Source organism: Rothia sp. ZJ1223, from assembly GCF_016900985.1.
Classification (GTDB): domain Bacteria; phylum Actinomycetota; class Actinomycetes; order Actinomycetales; family Micrococcaceae; genus Rothia.
On the sequence record NZ_JAFEUT010000001.1, the window covers coordinates 403,851 to 425,207 of the forward strand.

Annotated in this window: 17 protein-coding genes; 4 read left to right on the forward strand and 13 right to left on the reverse strand. The window is 54.2% G+C overall.

The features are described 5' to 3' along the window. Positions 1–98: 98 nt before the first annotated feature. The 10 genes from murD to dinB form a co-directional block, all read right to left on the reverse strand. The gene (gene murD, locus JTP09_RS01830) at positions 99–1,643 is read right to left on the reverse strand and encodes a UDP-N-acetylmuramoyl-L-alanine--D-glutamate ligase (RefSeq protein ID WP_204876358.1); all 1,545 of its coding nucleotides are present in this window, start codon (positions 1,641–1,643) and stop codon (positions 99–101) included. Next, positions 1,640–2,761, reverse strand: a complete 1,122-nt coding sequence (mraY, locus tag JTP09_RS01835) for a phospho-N-acetylmuramoyl-pentapeptide-transferase (RefSeq protein WP_204876359.1) — start codon at positions 2,759–2,761, stop codon at positions 1,640–1,642. The genes murD and mraY overlap by 4 nt, the downstream gene beginning before the upstream one ends. Before the next feature lie 53 nt (positions 2,762–2,814). Then, positions 2,815–4,344: a UDP-N-acetylmuramoyl-tripeptide--D-alanyl-D-alanine ligase gene (gene murF, locus JTP09_RS01840; RefSeq protein WP_204876360.1), complete on the reverse strand. Its 1,530-nt coding sequence runs from the start codon at positions 4,342–4,344 to the stop codon at positions 2,815–2,817. Positions 4,345–4,347: 3 nt separating this feature from the next. Next, on the reverse strand, positions 4,348–6,015 hold the full coding sequence (locus JTP09_RS01845) for a UDP-N-acetylmuramoyl-L-alanyl-D-glutamate--2,6-diaminopimelate ligase (RefSeq protein ID WP_204876361.1): 1,668 nt from the start codon (positions 6,013–6,015) through the stop codon (positions 4,348–4,350). 75 nt (positions 6,016–6,090) lie between these two features. Then, the gene (locus JTP09_RS01850; protein ID WP_239478548.1) at positions 6,091–7,923 is read right to left on the reverse strand and encodes a penicillin-binding protein 2; all 1,833 of its coding nucleotides are present in this window, start codon (positions 7,921–7,923) and stop codon (positions 6,091–6,093) included. Positions 7,924–7,967: 44 nt separating this feature from the next. Further along, positions 7,968–8,669, reverse strand: coding sequence for a hypothetical protein (locus JTP09_RS01855; RefSeq protein WP_204876362.1), 702 nt, complete (start codon positions 8,667–8,669; stop codon positions 7,968–7,970). Between the two features lie 34 nt (positions 8,670–8,703). Continuing rightward, entirely contained in the window at positions 8,704–9,678 is a 975-nt protein-coding gene (gene rsmH / locus JTP09_RS01860; protein WP_204876631.1) for a 16S rRNA (cytosine(1402)-N(4))-methyltransferase RsmH, read from the reverse strand. 57 nt (positions 9,679–9,735) lie between these two features. Then, entirely contained in the window at positions 9,736–10,164 is a 429-nt protein-coding gene (gene mraZ, locus JTP09_RS01865; protein ID WP_204876363.1) for a division/cell wall cluster transcriptional repressor MraZ, read from the reverse strand. A gap of 237 nt (positions 10,165–10,401) precedes the next feature. Continuing rightward, positions 10,402–10,791, reverse strand: a complete 390-nt coding sequence (locus JTP09_RS01870) for a DUF3040 domain-containing protein (RefSeq protein ID WP_204876365.1) — start codon at positions 10,789–10,791, stop codon at positions 10,402–10,404. Between the two features lie 80 nt (positions 10,792–10,871). Then, positions 10,872–12,107: a DNA polymerase IV gene (dinB, locus tag JTP09_RS01875; RefSeq protein ID WP_204876371.1), complete on the reverse strand. Its 1,236-nt coding sequence runs from the start codon at positions 12,105–12,107 to the stop codon at positions 10,872–10,874. Positions 12,108–12,295: 188 nt separating this feature from the next. Here dinB and JTP09_RS01880 point away from each other — a divergent pair, with 188 nt between their 5' ends. Further along, the gene (locus tag JTP09_RS01880) at positions 12,296–13,426 is read left to right on the forward strand and encodes a polyprenyl synthetase family protein (RefSeq protein ID WP_204876372.1); all 1,131 of its coding nucleotides are present in this window, start codon (positions 12,296–12,298) and stop codon (positions 13,424–13,426) included. Positions 13,427–13,524: 98 nt separating this feature from the next. Here the strand turns inward: JTP09_RS01880 and JTP09_RS01885 are convergent, their stop codons facing one another. Beyond that, on the reverse strand, positions 13,525–13,890 hold the full coding sequence (locus tag JTP09_RS01885) for an Rv2175c family DNA-binding protein (protein WP_204876374.1): 366 nt from the start codon (positions 13,888–13,890) through the stop codon (positions 13,525–13,527). A gap of 129 nt (positions 13,891–14,019) precedes the next feature. Between JTP09_RS01885 and JTP09_RS01890 the strand changes: the two genes are divergently transcribed. Then, a complete protein-coding gene (locus JTP09_RS01890; RefSeq protein ID WP_204876377.1) occupies positions 14,020–15,417 on the forward strand; it encodes a serine/threonine-protein kinase in 1,398 nt (465 codons plus the stop codon). 85 nt (positions 15,418–15,502) lie between these two features. Here the strand turns inward: JTP09_RS01890 and JTP09_RS01895 are convergent, their stop codons facing one another. Beyond that, positions 15,503–16,855 (reverse strand): class II 3-deoxy-7-phosphoheptulonate synthase, encoded by a 1,353-nt coding sequence (locus JTP09_RS01895; RefSeq protein WP_204876379.1) that lies wholly within the window; start codon positions 16,853–16,855, stop codon positions 15,503–15,505. 116 nt (positions 16,856–16,971) lie between these two features. Continuing rightward, positions 16,972–17,706: a lysophospholipid acyltransferase family protein gene (locus tag JTP09_RS01900; RefSeq protein WP_370592468.1), complete on the reverse strand. Its 735-nt coding sequence runs from the start codon at positions 17,704–17,706 to the stop codon at positions 16,972–16,974. Positions 17,707–17,887: 181 nt separating this feature from the next. Between JTP09_RS01900 and JTP09_RS01905 the strand changes: the two genes are divergently transcribed. Both JTP09_RS01905 and JTP09_RS01910 read left to right on the forward strand, forming a co-directional pair. After that, on the forward strand, positions 17,888–18,652 hold the full coding sequence (locus tag JTP09_RS01905) for a carboxylesterase (protein WP_204876382.1): 765 nt from the start codon (positions 17,888–17,890) through the stop codon (positions 18,650–18,652). Then, entirely contained in the window at positions 18,639–21,146 is a 2,508-nt protein-coding gene (locus tag JTP09_RS01910) for a long-chain fatty acid--CoA ligase (RefSeq protein ID WP_204876388.1), read from the forward strand. The genes JTP09_RS01905 and JTP09_RS01910 overlap by 14 nt, the downstream gene beginning before the upstream one ends. The last annotated feature ends 211 nt before the right edge of the window (positions 21,147–21,357 follow it).

Sequence of the window (21,357 nt, forward strand, 5' to 3'; positions counted from 1 at the left end):
TTCTACCTTCAGCTACCCGCCTAAAATCTCTCGGTTTCAGGCGTACTGTCAAAAATAAGATAGCCGGGAGCCTTCAGATAAAGACTCCCGGCATACCGTTACTGGCCGTTGATTTCTTCGACCAGGTTAGCTACTGCGTCAATAAAAGCATTGCCGCGATCAGCGTAGGATACAAACTGATCCATAGATGCCGCTGCCGGTGCCATCAGTACCGTGTCATCTTGTTCCGAAAGCTCGTGGGCTTTGGCAATGGCTTGTTGCATAGCCCAGCTACCATCGGTGATGTCGATTCCCGTCTCACGAGCTGACTGGGTTATGTTGTAAACCGGCATCTCGGGAGCGTGCGTTTTCAAGGCAGCTAACAGACCATCGTGGTCTGTTCCAATCGCAATAACAGCTTTCAAACGTTGTGCGTGGTCTTTGACCAGCTGGTCGTATTCGACCCCCTTTGAAAGACCACCAGCAATCCAAATCACCGGTTTGAAGGAAGCCAGAGAAGCGTTCGCGGCATGCGGGTTAGTTGCTTTGGAGTCGTTAACCCACAGAACACCGTGAGTATTTGCTACCAGTTGGATGCGGTGGTCGCCGGGTTCAAAAGCGCGCAGGCCTTCGCGGATCTGATCGGGGCTAACACCGGCTGCTCGTGCGAGGGCAGATGCAGCCAGGGCATTTTCAACGGTGTGGCGGGTGGGCAGCTGCCCGGTATCTTCTACCGCACCGATTTCAAGTGCCTGGGTTTTACGGTCATCGAGGAAAGCACGATCCACCAGTAAACCGTCAATAACGCCGAGCATAGAGACGCTGGGGGTGTTTACCCAAAAACCAATAGCGCGAGCGCCCTCGATAACGTCTGCTTCTTCGACCATGGTGATGGTTTCGGGTGCATCTGCGTTAAAGACGCAAGCAACCTGGGTGTTTTCGTAAATACGGGCTTTATCAGCTAAGTAGTTATCGTAGCCTTCGTGCCAGTCCACGTGGTCTTCGGCAACGTTGAGTACCACAGATGCTAGCGGTGACATGGAGTGGGTCCAGTGCAACTGAAAACTTGAGAGTTCCACCGCGAAGAAGTCGTAGTCAACAGGATCACGCAGGGCATCAAGAATGGGGGTGCCAACATTACCTACGGCGATGGCTTTGTGACCTGCAGTCTGCAGAATTGACTCAAGCATGCCCACGGTGGTGGTTTTACCGTTGGTGCCGGTAATACACAGCCAGGGTGCGGTGGTGCGTCCGGCGCGTTCACGCAGACGCCAGGCAAGTTCAACATCTCCCCAGATCTGAACGCCCTGAGCTGCTGCATCCGCCAGAACACCGAGGGTAGGACGAAGCCCGGGTGAGGTAATCACGAGGTCAGCTTTTTCGCCGTCCACAGTGGGTAGGGCGTCCATTGCGCCCTCGCCTAGCAGAACGTCCGCAGCGCCAATGATGCGCAGAGTTTGCTCTTTGTCGCGGTTTCCAGCATCGTCTTTGCCATCTACCACCAGGACGCGCGCGCCCAGCTCAATGAGGGTATCAGCAGCTGAGAAGCCCGAGACACCCAAGCCGGCAACAACAACTTTGAGACCTGCCCAGTTGGCGTCCCACGATGTCAGCGATGCTAAACGCTCTGACTCAAGAATGGGGTTTTCGTTGGTAGCTTTCATGCGTTGAGTACTCCTCCGTTGCTCATCAGCCAGTCACCGTAGAAAATGCCGAGGGCAATCAGCACCAGCAAGCCGGCAACAATCCAAAAACGTACAACAACCTTGACTTCAGGCCAGCCCTTGAGCTCAAAGTGGTGCTGCAACGGTGCCATCAAAAATACGCGCTTACCGCCGCTCAGTTTGAAGTACCCCACCTGAATAATCACGGAAACGGTAATGGAGACAAAAAGACCGGCAAGAATAACCAGCAGCAGTTCGGTGCGTGAGAGCATCGCGAAAGCAGCAAGAGCACCGCCAATACCGAGTGAACCGGTATCACCCATGAAGATGGATGCCGGTGAGGTGTTCCACCACAAGAAACCAATCAGTGAACCCACCAGAGATGCCGCCATCATGCCAAGTTGCAAGGGGTCGCGCACCTCATAGCAAACATCCACCATGGCGTTAAGGTCACACAGGTGGTTGTTCTGCCACATGGAAATAAGCATGTAACCACTAAAGACCATGATGGCGATACCGCTTGCTAGCCCGTCCAACCCATCGGTAAGGTTCACAGCGTTAGTGGTCGCCGTAGAAATCAGGTTAGCCAACAGCACAAAGAGAACCACACCCACCACCGGACCGGCAGCTGCCAAATCGAGGGCAGTATCGCGGGTGAAAGAAATAGCGGTAGATGCCGGCGTCCAGCCTCTTTCATTGGGAAACTGAAGAGCCAAAGCACCGAAAATGGTACCCACAGCGCCCTGCAACACAATCTTTTCCCACGGTTTGAGACCCTCAGACTGCTTTTTAGCGATCTTGCGGTAGTCATCAATGAAGCCGACCCCCGCCATACCCAACATCAAAAAGAGCAGCAGTAGCACCGAGGCAGAAGGCATAACGCTCACCCCAAAAATCAGGGCGGTGGCTATCAGCGACAGAAAGAAACCTCCGGTCGCACCCGCCATGATGACGGCACCACCCATGGTGGGTGTGCCACGCTTCGTCTGGTGCGAGGTAGGGCCGTCTTCACGGATGAACTGACCGAACTGCTTACCCACGAGGTATTTGATGAATACCGGGGTACCAAAAATCGTAATCAGCAAACCAAAGGCGGCTGCAAATAAGATGGGAATCATTTGAATTTTCTGTGCCTTCCCGCAAAATTCCTGTGTGAATGTGTGGGGTGTGTTTATTCGTCAGTGTCTGAGTCTACAGCGTCAACAAAGTCGCCAGCACTCAACCAATATGCGGTACGTGTCTCATTACTACCCGCTACGTGGGTATCTTGGGCGACAGCGTCCCCCAAAATTCTCAGCCCCGCACCGTTAGAGGATTTGAACAGGACGATATCGCCCGGTTCTAGCTCTGCGCGCAAAATTTCGCGGGCTTCGTCAGCGGTGGCAACCCAGGTTGCTTCATTGCCCCACGAGCCTTCTAGGTGGGCGGCATTGTAGATAGGCTTAGCTTCATCGCCAATAGCAATGAGCTTAGAAATATTCATGCGCACCACGAGCCTGCCGAGGCGGTCATGTTCTTCAACCGAGACTTCGCCCAGCTCCAGCATGGCACCAAGTACAGCCCAGGTGCGTCGGGGCTGCTCACCCCGTCCAAGCTGTGCCAAGGCGCGGAGGGCAGCTGCCATTGACTCGGGGTTGGCGTTGTAAGCGTCATTGATGACGCTCACACCGTCAGCGCGGTCGGTGCGTTCCATCCGCCAGCGAGAGACTGCGCCCTGGGTGTTGAGCTGCTTGACAATCACCTGCGGTTGAATACCAATTTGGTAGGCAACGGTAGCCGCTGCCAAGAGGTTATGAACGTGGTGCTCACCAATAAGTTTGGACGCAATCTCGAACTTCTCACCACTGGGAAAATGCAGCATGAATTCGGGGCAGCCACTGGCTGCGGTCACCAGCTGAGTCGCGTACACACGCGGTGCGTTGGGAGCATCAGCGTTCTTTTCACCCACACCAAAGAAGAAGGTGGGTGCTACCGCCCGCGGCAGCATACGACGGACGCGCTCGTCATCATCGTTGAGAGCTAGACCCTGCAAGATACCTTCGGCAAGTTCGCCCTTAGTTTTTTCGATGTTGTCGATTCCGCCGAATTCACCGGCGTGAGCAGTACCCACTTTTAGAATGACTCCGTAATCAGGCTTCACTATCGACGCCAAGTACTCAATATGCCCCACTCCGTCGGCGCCCATTTCAATAACCAGGTAGCGGGTACTTTCATCTGCACGGAACACCGTCAGAGGAACACCTACCTCACCGTTGAAAGAGCCCACGGGTGCAACAGTTTCACCGGCAGTAGCAAAAATACCGGCAAGTAAATCTTTAGTAGTGGTTTTACCAGCAGAACCCGTAATACCAATGACCGTGAGTTCACCGGCGGCACGCATCTTCTCGATGCAGTAAGAGGCAAGACGCCCCATCGCCAGCACAACATCATCAACCACTACAGCGGGGTAAGGTTCCCCCGATCCTTGGGTCACCACGCGTTCAACCAGCGCCAACGAGGCACCCGCCACAAAAGCCTGCGGAACAAAGCGATGGCCGTCCGTTATCTCACCTGGTTTAGCAAGAAAAAGGGTACCGGCAACAACCTCACGGGAATCAGTGGTGGCGCTAGTGACGGTAATCTTCTGCGCTTCATCATCGCTGCACCCCACAAGGGTTCCGTTGACGGCTTCAGCTACCTGCCGGGATGAAAGTTCAATCATGGGTTAGGCTCCTTCAGCCAAGCGGTAAGCGGGCAAAACATCGTAGCCGTAAGCAGTCAAGGCGCGGGCGACTTCTACCCGATCATCAAGGTCAAGATCAACGCCCGCCACATCCTGAGCTGTTTCATGGCCTCGTCCGGCAACCACAATAGAGTCGTTCTCACCGGCAATTTTCGCAGCGTATTCAATAGCGGCAGTACGCGGGGCGATGTTGAGAACATCCGCTGCGCGAGCACCACTCTCGACAGCTTCGCGCGCACCGGTTTCGACGGCGACGCGAATGGGTTCGGGGTCCTCCCCGTGGGGGTCGTCATCAGTCACGATTACAATATCGGCGTACTGAGCAGCGATGGCACCCATGATAGGACGTTTGGTCTGATCGCGCTCGCCGGTAGCGCCGAAGACGACAATGATACGTCCGGCATTCTCTGCCGGTTCAACCGCCTCAAGAGCTCGTTTGAGGGCGTCAGGATTGTGGGCAAAATCCACCAGAGCTGTGGGCTGGTGGGCGATGAGCTGCATACGTCCGGGAACCACGGGGGTGAGGGTCTCTGGCTGGGCAAGCACCTGAGCGAGCGCGTCGGCATCCTCTGTGCCTTCGGCGACCATGACGGCAGCTAAGGCAGCATTTGACACGTTGAAATCTGCCGGTAGCTGGGTGGAGGTGCGCAATTCAAATCCATCGCCGCGTACCAGGGTAAATTCGTGACCAATTCCGGAGCGCTGGATGCCGGTCACAGCCCAGTCTTGGGGCTTGAGGTCGGGTCGCGGGGTAACGCCCGCGCCGAAACCACTGCGAAGGCGCACTACGTTGGATACGCCCATTGCCTGATCAGCGTGGGCAGCCATAGCTTCGCCCCACTCATCATCCACGAGAATAACAGCACGACGGGCACGCTCGGGGGTAAAGAGAGCAGCCTTGGACTCAAAGTAGCTATCCATGGTGCCGTGCAAATCAAGATGGTCTTGGGTCAGGTTGGTGAACCCTGCAACATCGTAACGAACCCCGTCAACACGGCGGTAGTCCAGCGCGTGAGATGAGACTTCCATTGCTGCTGACCCAATACCGTTCTCGCGCATCAAAGAGAGTAAAGAGTGTACATGCGGTGATTCAGGGGTGGTGAGTTTTGACGGGATGGAAACGCCACCGGCGAGGATTTCGATGGTACCGATGAGACCGGTAGCGTTGCCCAGAGACTGCATGATCGCGTTGATCATGTAGGTACTGGTAGTTTTGCCGTTGGTGCCAGTCACCGCAAAAAGGGTGGGCGCAGAGCCATCTGAGGGTTGGGAACGGTAAATCTCAGCAGCTAGCGGACCAACAACTGCGCGTAAATCTTCACACTGCACGAGACCGGGTAACTCAGTTGCTGCACCGGCAATATCAACACCTGCGGTATCGGTCAAGATAGCGGAGGCTCCAGCTGCCACCACCGCGTCCAGAAACTGGGCGCCGTGGGCACGGGCACCAGGTAGTGCCACATAGAGGTCTCCCGGTTGTACTTCGCGTGAATCCATGGTGATACCGGTGACTGGGACGTTAGTCGGACGCAAGATGGAAGCTGTGTAGCCCGCCTCTTGGATCCACTGCTGAACGCCTTCAAGCGAACTGCCGGTACTTGTTGAAGGGCGCAGCGTCTGCGCTGAACCCTCAAAACCTGTTGCGTTCACGATGTGCTCCTGCTTCTTTTGACCTTACGGTTTCCACCTGTACTGACGGTGGAGACAACGTCTACATTCTAGTGCCTACGCATCTTTTTCTTGATCTTCTTCGAACTTGGGAAGAAGGTTCGGTTCTGTAGTGGAGTGCGGCACATTGTAGGTATGCAATACTTTCTCCATCAACTGTGAGAACTGGGCAGAGGCGCCGATGGAGGTCACCGCTCCCTGTGGTCTTTGCAGGGTGATGCCCACCAGGTACTGCGGATCTTCAATCGGTGCTAGACCAATGAAGGAGGTGGTGTAGCCGTCATACCCGGGTTTATCTTTGGCGGGCGCCTCCGCTGTACCGGTTTTGCCACCCACACGATACCCAGCGACCTTAGCATCACCGGTTACCGAATGTTCAACAACATTCTCCATCAGCGTCAGACACTCAGCGGCAGTTTCGGGCGAAACAACCCGCAAGCCCTCCTCCACCTCAGGGACAGTCTCAGTGCCATCGGGGTTAATAATCGCGTCCACAATACGGGGCTTGAGGCGAACGCCCTGATTACCCAGTGCCTGAAAAATCATGCAGGTCTGCAAAGGAGTCTGCGCTACACCCTGACCGAAGAGCACCGTGTACTGCTGACGGATGTCCCATTCCTGCCAGTCAGCAACCAGGCCCTGGCTTTCACCGGTCAGCTCAACGCCGGTGTACTCCCCCATGCCAAATTTCTTCAGCCAGTCATGACGCTGTTCAGGGGTGAGCTGGCTACCAGCCAGCACCGTTCCCGTGTTCATTGAATCAGCGATGATACCGTTAAAGGTTCGTTTTTCGGGTCCGTGTACAAACGCGTCCGTAATGATCTGACCGTCGATCTCAAGTTCCGCTGGCACGTTGAAGATAGTCAGTGGATCAGCGATCCCCTGCTCAATCACAGCAGCCGATGTCAAAAGTTTCTCTGTAGAACCCGGTTCCACCGCCTGCGAGATAGCACGCGGAATCATATCAGCCTGATCATGAATCTCAGCGCCCGGATCCATCATCGACGAATCAGCCAGAGCAATCAGAGAACCGTCGCGCACATTCATGACTACAGCACTGCCCCACTCGGCATCCAAAGCCTCAACACGTGCCTTGATCACCTGCTGCGCGAAATACTGAATATCCTGGTTGATAGTCAACCGTACACTCTGACCGTTGACAGATTGCTGAACGCGTTCCTCACCCACCGGAATACGGATGCCATCAGCACCAATCTCGTAGGTACGCGAACCATCACTGCCACGCAACTGCTCTTCAAAGACTCGCTCAATGCCCACAGAATAGTTAACCATCTGGGTCTCATCGCTGCCCTCGACGGGTTCTTCAATCATGCTGTAACGACCCACTACAGAACCGCCCACCGAACCATCCGGGTATAGACGGTCAGAAATAACCTCACCGTAGATAAAAGGAATATTCAAGCGACTAATGCGGTTGTACACATCTGGCGTTACGTTATCTTTGACGATGTAATAGTGGCTGTTTCCGTCGAGGGCGTCTTTAACATCAGAATCGCTCATCTCAAGGATGTCTGCTAAATCGTAGAGGGCTTGCACCGCGGTCACGGTCTCTTTACCCGGTGATCCATCAGCTAATGTCACTGACCGTTCGAAATCCTGCACGGCAGTCTGATCAACCGTAATATTATACCGCTGAACAGTGCGCGCCAGCACATGCCCGTTCACATCCAAAATCTCACCGCGCAAAGCGGGAATAGTTACCGTACGCTGTCGCTCAGCTAAGGACAATGCTGCGCGCCCGGTGGGGTCAAGACCCTGCAAATAGACCAATCTGGTGCCCAAAAGAGCCATACTGCCCACGGTTGCTGCGCTCACCAAAAATCCCCGCCGCCCCAGCTGGTGGGAGGCTACAGGGTCGATCTTAGGCAAGCGATGGGAACTGCCTATACGAGGTTCCTTCTTCGGATTAATAGTTATTCACCTGCACTTGCGGTAGGAGTGGGTGTAGCGCGCGCCGACTCTTTAGCCGCCGCCTTTTTCTCGCGTTCTTTCTTCGCCTCAGCTTCGCGACGCTGCTGTTCTTTAGCTCGCTCTGATGCCTTTTGGTAGGCATCGGTGTCGTAGAGCGCGGGCGGGTCAATCATATTCTTGGTGTAGGTGGGAACGTCACTGTCAGTTTCTACCGGTGTGACGGCGTAGGGCACCCCACTTACCTCACCGGTTTGTACGTTCAGGGTTGCCTGCTGGGTAGCAGCTACCATTCCCAGCTGCACTGCGCGCACCGCCAAGTTCTGTGGAGCCTGGTTGAACTCGATTTCCTGTGCCAAGCGCTCGTTTTCTTGAAGCAGGGCGGTTTCTTGGCTACGCAGTTGCACGAGTTGATACTGGCGCTCAGTAATTTGAACGTTCAGGAGCAAAATACCGCTCAGAGCAATCAAAATACTAACCAGCACGAAAATTACGTAGCGACGCTTGCTGGCAGGGCGAGCCGCCGAGCCGGTCGAGAGCGGACGCCGAACCCGGTTCTTGGCACCGGTGCGTCCTGCTGGAACCTTCTGAGCAGAAGAACCCCTATGCCTCGATCGGGCGGATACAGGACGTTCCCCAGGCACAGCTTTCAACCGCGGCCGTGAAGTAGGCTTCGGTTGATTGGTGTGACGGGGTTCCGCACTCATGATGTTTAGGGTCTCTCTCTTTTCTTTCAAGCCTTTAGAGTTTGATTTTCTCGGCAGCACGCAGCTTAGCGCTGGCGGCACGAGAGTTCTCTTCAATTTCTTCTTCTGTAGGAGGCTCCGCTCCCCGAGTAATAATTTTGAGAACAGGCTTGTGCTCCTCAAGCTCTACGGGGAACCCCTTAGGTGCGCTTGACGTGGCTTTTTCGGTGTAAGCTCGTTTCACTATTTTGTCTTCAAGGCTGTGGTAACTCATTGCTACAATACGACCACCCAGGTTCAGCGAATCAATTGCGCGAGGAATCGCCCGTTCAAGGGCGTCCAACTCATGATTGACTTCAATACGCAACGCCTGAAAAGTACGTTTAGCGGGGTGCCCGCCTTTACGCTGAGCCGCCACGGGCACAGCTTTTTGAATGGCTTTGACCAGCTCACCGGTAGTACGCAGGGGCTGCGCTTCACGGGTTTGCACAATGGTGCGGGCAATACGAGCAGCAAACTTTTCTTCGCCGTAGGTTCGAATGACGCGGCGCAAATCTGCCTCGTCATACTCGTTTACCACAATTTCAGCGGTGAGTTCCTCAGTAGAATCCATACGCATATCAAGCGGCGCGTCATACGAGTAAGCAAAACCTCGCGCGCGCTCGTCCAGCTGCATAGAAGAAACACCCAAATCAAGGAGCACACCGTCAATCCCAGAGAAACCCAAATCGGCAATAGCATCAGGAATCTGATCATATACAGCGTGTACAGATTTGAAACGCTCACCAAAACGCTCAAGACGACCGCCAGCAAGTTTGTGCGCCATCAAATCGCGGTCGATGCCAATCAAGGTCAGTTCCGGAAAGCGCTCCAGCATAGCCTCAGAATGACCGCCCATACCCAACGTGCCATCAACAACGACAGCCCCAGGATGCGAGATAGCAGGTGCCAACAAATCTAGGCAGCGCGTGAGCATGACCGGCACGTGGCGCTCTTCGGCGGCGCGTCCGCTATCGGGAATCTGTTCCATCATCACGGTGCCCTTTCAAAATTATGTTTTCGACCGCACAGGGGCCGGTTTGTTAGGTTACATGCCGGGAATAATCTCGGCATCAGTTTCAGCAAACGCTATTTCTTGTTCAGCGAGATAGTCATCCCATGCCTGAGAATCCCAAATCTCAGCTCTATTGCCCGCCCCAATAAAGGCAAGCTCACCGGTAAGCAAAGCGTAAGAACGCAAAAGAGGCGGAATAGTGATGCGCCCCTGCTTATCAGGAACCTCATCAGAGGCACCCGAGAGGAACACGCGAATATAATCCCGACTGCTTTTCGATGCTACCGACGACTGGCGCAGCTGGCTGTGAATCCGCTCAAACTCTTCAAGAGTAAAAACATACAAACAGCGCTCTTGACCGCGCGTCAGCACTAGCCCCTGTTCAAACTTCTCGCGAAACTTCGCAGGCAACACCAGGCGTCCTTTAGCATCCAAACGGGGGTGGTAGGTTCCTAAGAACATACGCCTCACCCCTAGCGTTGAAAAAGAAGCACCAGCATAGATGTACTTACCGAAGATGCACTACTCACGTCATCTAACCTCACCCACTTTACTCCACATTGCTCCCCCACCGCACCCAGAGTTCGTCATTTGAGGGTTTTTTAAGGTTTTTCACACCCCCCTCATCACATAGCAAAGAGCACCCCACCATCTGCGGTGAAGTGCCCTGTCAAAGTTTTTGGAAGTTTTAGATAAAGGTTACTGCCCCCTACGGCGTTCGTCCCAGCGTCCTTCAAGGTTCTGCATAAAACGAGACTGCTTGGCAGCACCGGCAGTTTTTGCGGGGGTAGCTTTAGTTGTGGGCGCATCAGTGTGCGTGGTTGCACCATAAAGACCGGCGGCTGCGATGATAAACCCGAGAACCCCCACGATAATCAGTTTGGTGGAGACACCTGCGATAACAACGCCCAAGCCCACCAGCACCACCAAGGCACCAATGGCTAAGTTACGCGGAGAGTAAGAAGGGGTGGTCGCAACTCCCGTTGCGGCTGATCCACTGTTCATGGACTGCGCGAAGGTGGGATCGTCAGCCCCCAGTTGCTTCTCGAGTTGGTCAAGCAACCGTTGCTCGTGCTCTGATAACGGCATGTAGCCCTCCTTAGTGTATGGCGCAGTCGCACTGTAGATAATCATACCGTTCACGGCGTGATAACTGGCAAGTATGTTCTTTATGTGTTCTTTTTAAGTAAGGACGCAGGGCTAAGCCCCGCAACCCCAAATTTCTGGTGGATGGCGTCCATGGTATGCTCAGCGGCAGCCCAATCCGCCGGCTCACGCTCGGGCGCGTCCGGCGAATCAAACAGGGCCCCCTGAATCCCGTGGTCGCGGTTATCGATTTTCTCAGCCCTCACGCCCACTAAACGTACCTTCATTCCTAGCGTCGGGCTGTCTTCTATCAGAATGTCACGGCGGTAAAGCTCAGTCACGATTGCTTCAAAAATAATGTGACCGGCGGCAGTGGGTTGAGGCAGGGGAACACTGCGGCTGACGGTATGAAAGTCTTGATGACGAATTTTTAGGGTGAGCGAGCGTGTTTGCCGATGGGCGGCGCGCAGTCGCGCCGCCACTTTGAGCGACAGGGCTAGGATTTCTTGTTTAAGTTCGTGAGCATCAGTGCAGTCGATGGCGAAGGTGTGTTCTGCGCCCATTGATTTTTCGTCACGATACGCGATGACCGGGCGCGGGTCTATGCCACGGGAGATGTTATAAAGGTGCGCCCCGGCCGCTGTACCAAACTTAGTTTGTAAGTAGTTGCGAGATTGGGCTCGCAGGTTAGCTACGGTGTACACTCCGATGCCTGCGAGTGCTTGCTGGGTTTTAGCCCCGACTCCCCAGAGTTTACTCACAGGCAGCGGGTCAAGAAATTCTTGGACGCGCGCGGGCGGCACCACCCACAGCCCATTGGGTTTTGAACCGGTGGATGCCATTTTGGCGACGAATTTTGTGGAGGCGATGCCTGCTGAGGCTGGCAGATTCAACTCGGTAGCTATTCTCTGGCGAACGTTTTGGGCGGTAGTGACGGGGTCACCCAGTCTGTTGATGGTTGAGGTGAGGTCTACGAAGGCTTCATCCACGCTAACCTGTTCGACACTATCGGTGATATCGTGCAGAATCGCCATAATACGCGCCGAGTAGTCGCGGTAGATGCGGGAGGGTTCAACAATGATTGCTTGCGGGCTGAGATTTTTTGCGTGTGCCAGCGGCATTGCAGAACCCACGCCGTCCGCTCGTGCCTCGTATGAGGCTGAGAGCACCACCGAGCGCGTAGAGTTGCGCGCAACAATAATTTTTTCGCCGCGCAGGTGGGGTTTATCGAGTAATTCTACGTTGACAAAGAAGGCGTCCATATCAAGGTGCATAATGACACGCGCGGGGCGGGCATTCCCGCGGATTTTTTCACTCATAGCCCCCTCCAACCTCATTTCCACCATTTATCGAATATATATTCGATAATAGTGGGTGTGCGAGCAAAAGAAAAGAGTAAGCGAGGTGCCTGATTAGTCTTTGATGGAATATTGGGCATACCGCGGTGTGTACCATAGGCTATGGACAAGCTCACCGGCTTTACCTTCACACTTTTCCAAGGAGTATCATGGGTGTTTCATCGCACGACGGGCAGTCAGCGCACGCCGCTATCACCGCCGAACAGAAGACCTTTCTGACGGCTCTTGAAGACGATATGATCTCTTTTTTCGAGGAACAAAAAGCGGTACTCGCAGAGGTTTCGGAGGAGTCGCTGCCCTTGCTCGATTCTATTCGTGAGCTTTCTACCGGTGGCAAGCGCCTACGTGCCCTTTTGGCTTACTGGGGTTGGCGTGGTGCCGGCGGCGCAGCCAATGCACCCGACATTGTGCGGGCAGGCGTTGCCATTGAGCTGTTTCAATCAGCGGCTTTGATTCACGATGACATCATTGATAATTCAGATACCCGCCGCGGTGCCCCTGCGGTGCACAAGCGTTTTGAATCCATGCACGCGCGTGAAAGTTGGCAGCACGATGGCAGGCAGTACGGTATAGCCAGCGCCATTTTGACCGGGGATTTGTGCCTAGCAATGTCTGAAACAGCGTTTTCTTCTATCGGCGAGCGTGCCGCATGGGGTACCCAGGCGCGACGGATTTTTGATGTGATGCGCGCCGAAGTCATGGCTGGTCAGTACCTCGATGTTTTGAACGAGGTTGTCACCTCTGAAAACCACGAGCAGGCGCTCGAACGAGCCCAGCGCGTTATTCGTTATAAGTCAGCAAAATATTCGTGTGAGCACCCATTGGCAATCGGTGGGGCTCTTGCAGAGTCTTTGCGCGGTAACGCTGTGTCTGAACGAATTTCTGCCTACCGCGCTTTTGCCCTGCCGCTGGGCGAGGGCTTTCAGATGCGCGATGATGTGTTGGGTGTTTTCGGGGAACCCGAAGTAACCGGCAAACCTGCCGGGGACGATTTGCGTGAGGGCAAGCGCACTGTTCTCACTGCCCTTACCGAACAAGCAGTTGATGACCAGGCACGCGCTTTCCTTAATGCGTCCTTAGGTCACCAGAATCTCAGTGACGCCGATATTACCCGGATGCAGGCACTCATTGCAGATTCAGGTGCCCTAGCACGTGTTGAAGAGATGATTGAGGGTAAGCGCGCCCATGTTCAGGACGCGCTGGCGCAGCTACCGGTAAACGAGCAGGTCAAAACGGCTCTCAGTACCATTGCCGCGAAAGCCTTGCACAGGCTCTCCTAGCTCTTCTTAGGCACTATGCCTTTCAAAGCTCTATAAAAACTGTTGGCTGCCTTCATACGTGAAAGGCAGCCAACAGCTTTTAATCTTTAGGTAGTCTTTTACCAGGCAAGTGCCTGGGCGCGACGGCGAATTTCGGTCTTGCGACCGTCAACGAGAGCGTCGATAGGACGACCTGGCAGTGATTCATCTTCGGTGTAGAGCCACTTGATAGATTCTTCTTCGGTAAAACCGGAATCTTTAAGCACCTGCAAAGTGCCGGGCAGAGGCTCCAGGACGCGATCCTCGCCTACAAAAAGCGCGGGAACTTTGCGGACCTTCGTTTCGGGGTCACGCAGGGCAATCAGTTGCCCCTCATTAATAAGAGCGTGTACGCGGGTTACTTTAATATCGAGTGCTTCGGCAATATCGGGCAGGGTAGTCCATTCGCCCACGAGTTCAAACAGTTCAACAGTATTTTCATTCACATCACTAGTTTCGCAGATATTTGGGGCGAACGCAGTCTTTTCACGCTATATGGTGCGGTGATATTGCTTGTATCTTAGGCGGAGGTAGCTAGAACTTGTGTGCCCTGATGATTTAGGCTGGTGGGTACGATGACACACGATAAGGCTTCTGAGGCGTGGCTGACCGGCGCCATTTTTTCTGGTCACTATGAGCTGGGTTCGCTCATTGCCCGCGGTGGTATGGCTGAGGTTTATCACGGGGTTGATTTATGGTCGAATAACCCCGTGGCGGTGAAGGTGCTTTTGCCGCAGTTCACCAATGATGTTTCTGTGCAGCAAAAGTTCTTTCGTGAAGAGAGGTCTTTACGGCAGGTGCGCCATGGGGCGGTAGTAAGCGTGATTGATTCCGGTACCGATCGATGGGCTGGTTCTGAACTGATGTTCTTAGTACTGGAGTACGTGCATGGTTGCACTCTTCACCAGTTACTCAGGGTGCGTCCTGTGCTGTCAGTGGCTGAGGCTCTTGAGGTGATGCTGCCAATTGTTGAGGGGCTTTCTGAGGTGCATGCGCTCTCGCTGATACACCGCGATATCAAGCCGGGAAACGTCCTTATGTCTTCTGAAACGGAAAGCGTCAAAATCGCTGATTTTGGTCTAACCCGCCGCACCGACCAGTCGTGGACGGGCTCGCTTATGGGCACTCCGCCCTACGTTGCCCCTGAAATTGTGAGCAGTCAGGGTACGGTCAGCGCGCGCAGTGATATTTTTGCCCTCGGCATTATGCTCTACCGTATGCTCTCAGGACGCCTACCTTTTGGTGGTATGGATGACCAGCAGGTTCTTTACAACAACGTCCACACCGAGTTACCCGAGATCACCCGCTACGCCCCCGACTTACCCCGCGATATTGTGGGCATCATCAAATGGTGTACCCGCAAAGATCCGCAGGCACGACCGGAAAATGCTACCGAACTTTTCACCACGCTCAGCGATATCGCTCAGAGCCTGAGCGAGAGCGAATTAGAGTACTGTGCATCTCGTTCCCCCCATGACCTGCCACTGTGGGAGGCTGTTGAGCACATTGCGGAGCTTTCCGGGGCTAACGAGGTAGCAGCGCGCAGACCCATCACCGCCTTTTCGGCTGCCGATGATTTAGAAGATGATGGGCTGTGGGAGCAGACCCTAGCAGAAGAAACCGAGGGGTCTCCCGTAGCGCTGGATATGGTGGATGCGCCAGATACTGAACCTGATGATGCCCCGGCAAAGCACCAACCTATTTCAGCGCAGAGTCCGCTTCACGGTGCCTACCGGGCACACGAAGCCACTGCCAATGATCCACACCTGAGTGCTGAAAGCAACTGGCAGCAGGCGTCCGCTCCGAGTATCGACCCCCACCAAGTACCAGAGCCTTACCTACCTGCACCCAGCAGTATAAAAATAGCAACCGTGGGTATTGTTATCTTTCTTCTTCTCTTCTGCGCCAGCTTCTTAGGCTGGTGGCTCGCCACCGCTCTGCTCTCCTCAGCCCTCTGGCAAGGGTTTCTGTAACCGCACGGTAGGTCAAGGGGCTGGCGTCCGTTCTTACTTCGAGAACAGACACCAGCCCTTTGGCACATCATCGTTGAATAGCGGCTTAACGGCGCGAAAGGTATTCGGCTACTAAGAAGGCAATCTCTAACGACTGACGGTGGTTCAGACGGGGGTCGCAGAGGGTTTCGTAATGATCAGCGAAAGCGGCCTCGTCTACGGGGTCAGAGCCGCCCAAACACTCGGCAACATCGTCACCGGTCATCTCAACGTGAATACCGCCGGGGAATGATCCCAGTGCTTCGTGAACCTCGAAGAAGCCCTTGACTTCATCCACCACATCGTTGAAGCGACGGGTCTTGTAGCCGGAGGGCACCGAGATGGTGTTGCCGTGCATGGGGTCGGTGACCCACACCACCTTCGCTCCTTCTTTCTGCACGCCCTCTACGATTGCGGGCAGGTTCTCGCGAATCTTGGAGGCACCCATACGGGTGATGAAAGTCAATCGGCCCGGCTCGCGGTTGGGATCGAGCTTGTCAATCAGCGCCATCGCGTCGTCAGCAGTAGTGGTGGGTCCCAACTTGACGCCGATGGGGTTCTGCACCTTCGACAAGAAATTAACGTGTGCGTCTTCAAGACCGCGGGTACGCTCACCAATCCACAAGAAGTGACTGGATGTGCCGTAGGGCAAATTGGTGCGCGAATCAGTACGGGTCAGGGCACGTTCGTAATCGAGTAGCAGAGCCTCGTGACCGGTGTAAAGCTCGGTTGCTTTCAGCGCGTTGAAGTCAGCACCGCATGCGTCCATGAATTTGATGGCACGGTCAATCTCAGCAGCCAGCGACTCGTAACGGGAGTGGGCGGGATTAGAGGTAAAGCCCTTGTTCCAGTTGTGTACCGAACGAAGATCAGCGAAGCCACCAGTGGTGAATGCGCGAATTAGGTTCAGGGTTGAGGCACTGGTGTGGTAGCCCTGCAGCATGCGCTTGGGGTCGTGGACGCGTGACTCAGCGGTGAAATCAAAACCATTGACCATTTCGCCTCGGAAAGACGGCAGGGTAACGCCATCGCGAGTTTCATCATTTGATGAGCGCGGCTTCGAGAACTGCCCCGCCATGCGCCCCATCTTAACAACTGGCATGGAAGCACCGTAGGTTAGTACTACTGCCATCTGCAGCAGGGTCTTCACGCGGGCTGAAATCTTATCGGCAGTGGCACCGTCGAATGTCTCGGCGCAGTCACCGCCCTGCAACAAAAAGGCTTTACCCTCGGCAACATCTGCAAGACTGCGACGCATACGGTCTACTTCACCGGCAAAAACCAGCGGAGGCAGAGTCTCTAGCTCATTGAGCGTGGGTACAAAATCAGGGTGTTCAGCCCACTGGGGGTGCTGGTCAATTTTAAGCGAGCGCCACTCATCGAGGTTAGAGGTCGTTGTGGCTGTATCAGCGTTGGTCATGAGAGGTTCGCTTTCTACACGTGAGGGGATTGTTTTCTCTTACCTACCGCCCATTGTAGGGAGCATGAGGGTAGGTTCGTTCTTCTGTTTCAGATAATGACACTGAATGTGGTGTTTTAGTGCTGTTGCAAGGTTTCCACCGCTTCTTCGGCGGTGATGTTCCTTTCTTTCATCAGGGCTTTGACATCGCTGGCGTAGACCGGTACGTATTCTTGGTCGGTGATTTTCTGGATTTCGTGCAGGATCAGGTCTGATACTTCGCGCAGGGTCTCATAAGAATCAGCGGTGTCGTAGTAGGGGCTCAGATCGATAGGGGCACCAATGACGGTTTTGACGGTGATTTTCTTGCCGTTTTTACGCCACTGAATTTTGTTGCTACCTAGGGGCTGAACGTCGTCATTACCCATTTGCCCCACGGGTATAACGGGGACGCGGGCGGCAAGTGCAATACGGGCAACCCCCGTCTTGGCGCGGTAGATTCTGCCGTCGGGACTACGGGTGCCTTCGGGGTAAATACCGAGGAGTTTGCCTTCGCGCAGCACCTGGACTCCCTGTTCAACGGCGGCTGAGCTTCGTGTACCGCCGGAGCGGTTGATAGGAATTTGCCCCACGCCCGAGAAGAAAGCTTTCATCGCTTTGCCTTTAAGACCGCCGGTGGTGAAATAGTCGGCTTTAGCTAAATAGAACATCTGCCGGGGAACGGCAAGAGGCACAAAAATTGAGTCTAAAAAGGTGAGGTGGTTGCTGGCAAGGATTGCAGCAGAATGCTGAGGCACGTTCTCGAGGCCGGTAACCTCGTGACGGTAGAGCCTGCGCATGAGTGGGCCCAGCAGTACTTTTTTGAGTGCCATGTAAAGCATCGGTTTTCCCTCGTTACGTCTTTGTTCCGGTAGATGCCGTAGTCTTGGTGTTATTTTATCGTAGATAGAGCGGAGTATTTTCTCGGGTAGCGATACACAGTGACGTGTATCAAAACAGTGCAGTATTATCTACTGCAGATAGTTTTTGTTGGCACGCTCAAGGGATTAGCCCATGCACATTCACAGCACTCTTTCTCACGCGGGTGATTCCCCTGTGGGCGTGCTCGTACTGCACGGCTTTACCGGCTCCCCTTTCTCAGTGAGACCGGCAGCCGAATACTTCGCCGGTAAAAACCTTCACGTTGAGATGCCGCTCTTGCCCGGTCACGGGTCTTCGTGGCAGAACATGGCTGAAACGACCTATCACAACTGGGTTGAAGAAGTAGACCGTGCCTATTGGCGTTTGGCGCGCAGATGCTCCCACGTTTTTGTTTTTGGTTTATCGATGGGAGGCACCTTAGCGCTACATCTTGCTTCGCGTCGCGCCGTAGCGGGCATCGTAGTGGTGAATCCCTTCGTGCAAGACACTCAGCTTCTCATGCGCTGGGCGCGCTGGGTAGCTCCCTTTCGCGCGTCCGTCAACTCTATCGGCTCTGACATCAAAAAACCCGGGGTTAATGAGCACGCCTACGACAGCACCCCGGTCAAAAGCATCTACGAGCTACACAAACTCGGTCAAGAAGTACGCAGGAACATTGCTTCAATCACCGCACCGATACTCATCTTTCGCTCCGAAGATGACCACGTCATCGATAGCCGTTCGGTGAGTTACCTCAAAAATTACGCCCACAATAGTAAAACGGTACGACTATTTAATAGTTTTCATGTCGCAACGTTAGACTATGATGCACCACAAGTTTTTTCAGAGTCCTACGAGTTCATAGTTGAACTCACCACCCATCATAACAACGAGGCTGTATCAGATGAAAACAATTAATTCTCCGGAAGTTGTTACAGTTGACCCGAACAATAACATCACCGATATGGTTGAGCGCAGGGCTCAAGATTCTTCTAATCCTGTGGTTTACCGTGTGCAGAAGTCTCCGGGTAATTGGCAGGACGTTCGCGCAACGGTTTTCCGCCGCCAGGTGATGGACGTTGCCAAGGGTCTGATTGCCTTGGGCGTTGAGGCAGGCGACCGTGTAGGTATTATGAGCCGCACCCGTTATGAATGGACCCTGTGTGACTTCGCAATCTGGTACGCAGGTGCTGTCTCTGTGCCTGTCTATGAGACGTCCTCACCTGCCCAGGCGGCGTGGGCGCTTTCTCATTCTGGCACCAAGGTAATTATCGTTGAGAACGCTGAAAACGCCGCCGTTATTGATCAGGCACGCGAGATCAAAGAAACTGATTTAGCAGCTCTGGAATCTGTACTTGTGCTCGATGATGATGCGCTCGAAGCTCTGATTGAAGCAGGACGCGATATCACCGACGAAACTGTCGAGGAACGCCGCTCGGCAGCCTCCCTTGATGACGTTGCAACAATTGTCTACACCTCAGGCACCACCGGTCGCCCTAAGGGATGCCCAATTTCGCACGGTAATTTTGTGCGTCTGAGCGCTAACTCCAAGGCAACTATTCCTGAGATTGCTAATGAAAGCCACTCACTGATTATCTTCTTGCCGCTGGCTCACGTCTTGGCGCGTCTCATTCAGGTGCTCGCTTTTGATGCCGGCCTAACGGTTGGGCACAGCCCCAATATCAAGTCTTTGGCAAGTGACCTCGATAGCTTCAAGCCCACTGTGCTGCTGGTGGTTCCCCGCGTCTTTGAGAAAATCTTTGAGGGCGCTACCAAGAAGGCAGAAAAGGGTGGCAAACTCAACGCCAAGCTCTTCAACCGCAGTATTGATGTCGCTATTCGCTGGTCTAAAGCGAAAATTGCGGGCAACGTTCCCCCGCTTCTTGAGATGCAGTACCGCTTCTACCAGAAGCTGGTCTATTCCAAGTTGCACAACGCAATGGGCGGCGCGGTTCAGTACGCCGTCTCAGGCGGCGGGCGCCTTGCTCCGCGTTTAGGTCATTTCTACCACGCCGTAGGCATCGAGGTAGTAGAGGGTTACGGTCTTACCGAAACCACCGCCCCTCTGGCAGTGGGACGCATCCGAGATTTCTCCGTGGGCAACGTGGGAACGCTCATTCCCGGCACACGAGTGCGCCTAGCTGAAGACGGCGAACTCGAAATGCAAGGTGTTGGTCTCTTCGATGGCTACCTCGACAACGAGGAAGAGAACGCTCTCTCCTTCACCGAGGACGGCTGGTTTAAGACCGGTGACCTGGTAGAAATCGATGGGAAGAACCGTCTCACCATTGTGGGTCGCAAGAAAGAAATTATTGTGACCGCCGGTGGTAAAAACGTGGTGCCCACCCCAGCAGAGGAACACATCCGTACTTCCCCGCTAGTTAGCCAGGCAATGTTGGTTGGCGACGAGAAGCCCTTTATTGCGGCTCTGATTACCCTTGACCCCGAGGTGCTCCCCGATGAGTTGGAGCACCTGGGCTTGCCACGCACGCTGACCCCCAAGGAGGCGTCCACGAACCCGCGCGTCCGCGAATCTATTCAGCGTTTTATTGACGAGGCAAACGCTTTCGTGTCGAAGGCTGAATCTATCAGAGAATTCCGTATTACCGATAAAGATTTCACCGAAGCAGAAGGACATTTGACTCCGTCCATGAAAATCCGTCGCCCCCAAGTCATGCAGGATTTCAGCGCATACGTTGAAGATATCTACAACCGCACCCTCGAGTCAGTACAAGAGCAGGGTGAAAAGTTCCAGGCTTACCGAGCCGAAAAATCAGAGAAGTTTGAAGCCTACCGCGCTGAGCAGTCAGAGAAGTTCGAGGCGTTCAAAGCAGAATCAGCTGAGAAACTGCACGAGCTGGGCGAGAAAGTACAGAAGTACTCACCCATCCATGGCAAGCACTCAGCAGAAGATGCCGATGAGTCCACGGATGAAGCTATTGAGGTAGCTGGCACCGAGTGGGTTGTGGTCGATGAGGACGAAGCTGCTGCAGCTGGTCTCTTGGTCGAAGAGCCCGAGGACGCGGTGGATCAGGCGGCTGAACCCGCACCGACCGCCTCAAAGATTGAGCTGGTACCCGGCATCGTGGGTGTCGTTCCTCTAAAGGTTGATACCTCTAAGAAGGTCATCACGCCTAAGACCATCGCTAAGGCAACTGAAGAAGCTGTCAAAACTCTTGAGAAGGAAGCCGAAGCAGCCGATCAGCAGGCTGAGGGCGCAGAACTGAAGGTTCAGGTAGCTGAACAGAAAACTGAAACCAAGGAACCCAAGGTGGAGATAGCGCAGCAGGCTCCCGAATCTGAAGAGGATGCTTTGCTGGTTACTCAGACCTCACCTGCTACTGCTTCTTTGATTAAAGAACCTCTCGATGAGAGCACCGATTTTGATCAGCAGCCCGTAGCTAAGGGGTAGGAGTCACAGCAGAGCAAGCCCAAAATCGGGAAGGCTCCTAAGAACTAGCTTTTCGTAAGACTAGCTTAGCGGGGGTGAACGCCATCTGGCGTTCACCCCCGCTTTTGCGTACCCTGCAGAGCTTTCTTTGGTTCCGAGTATTCTCTGCTGTTAATAAGTATGCGAAATATTACCGGTCATAACCTCTTACCTGTTTTCGATCCTTGCTGCT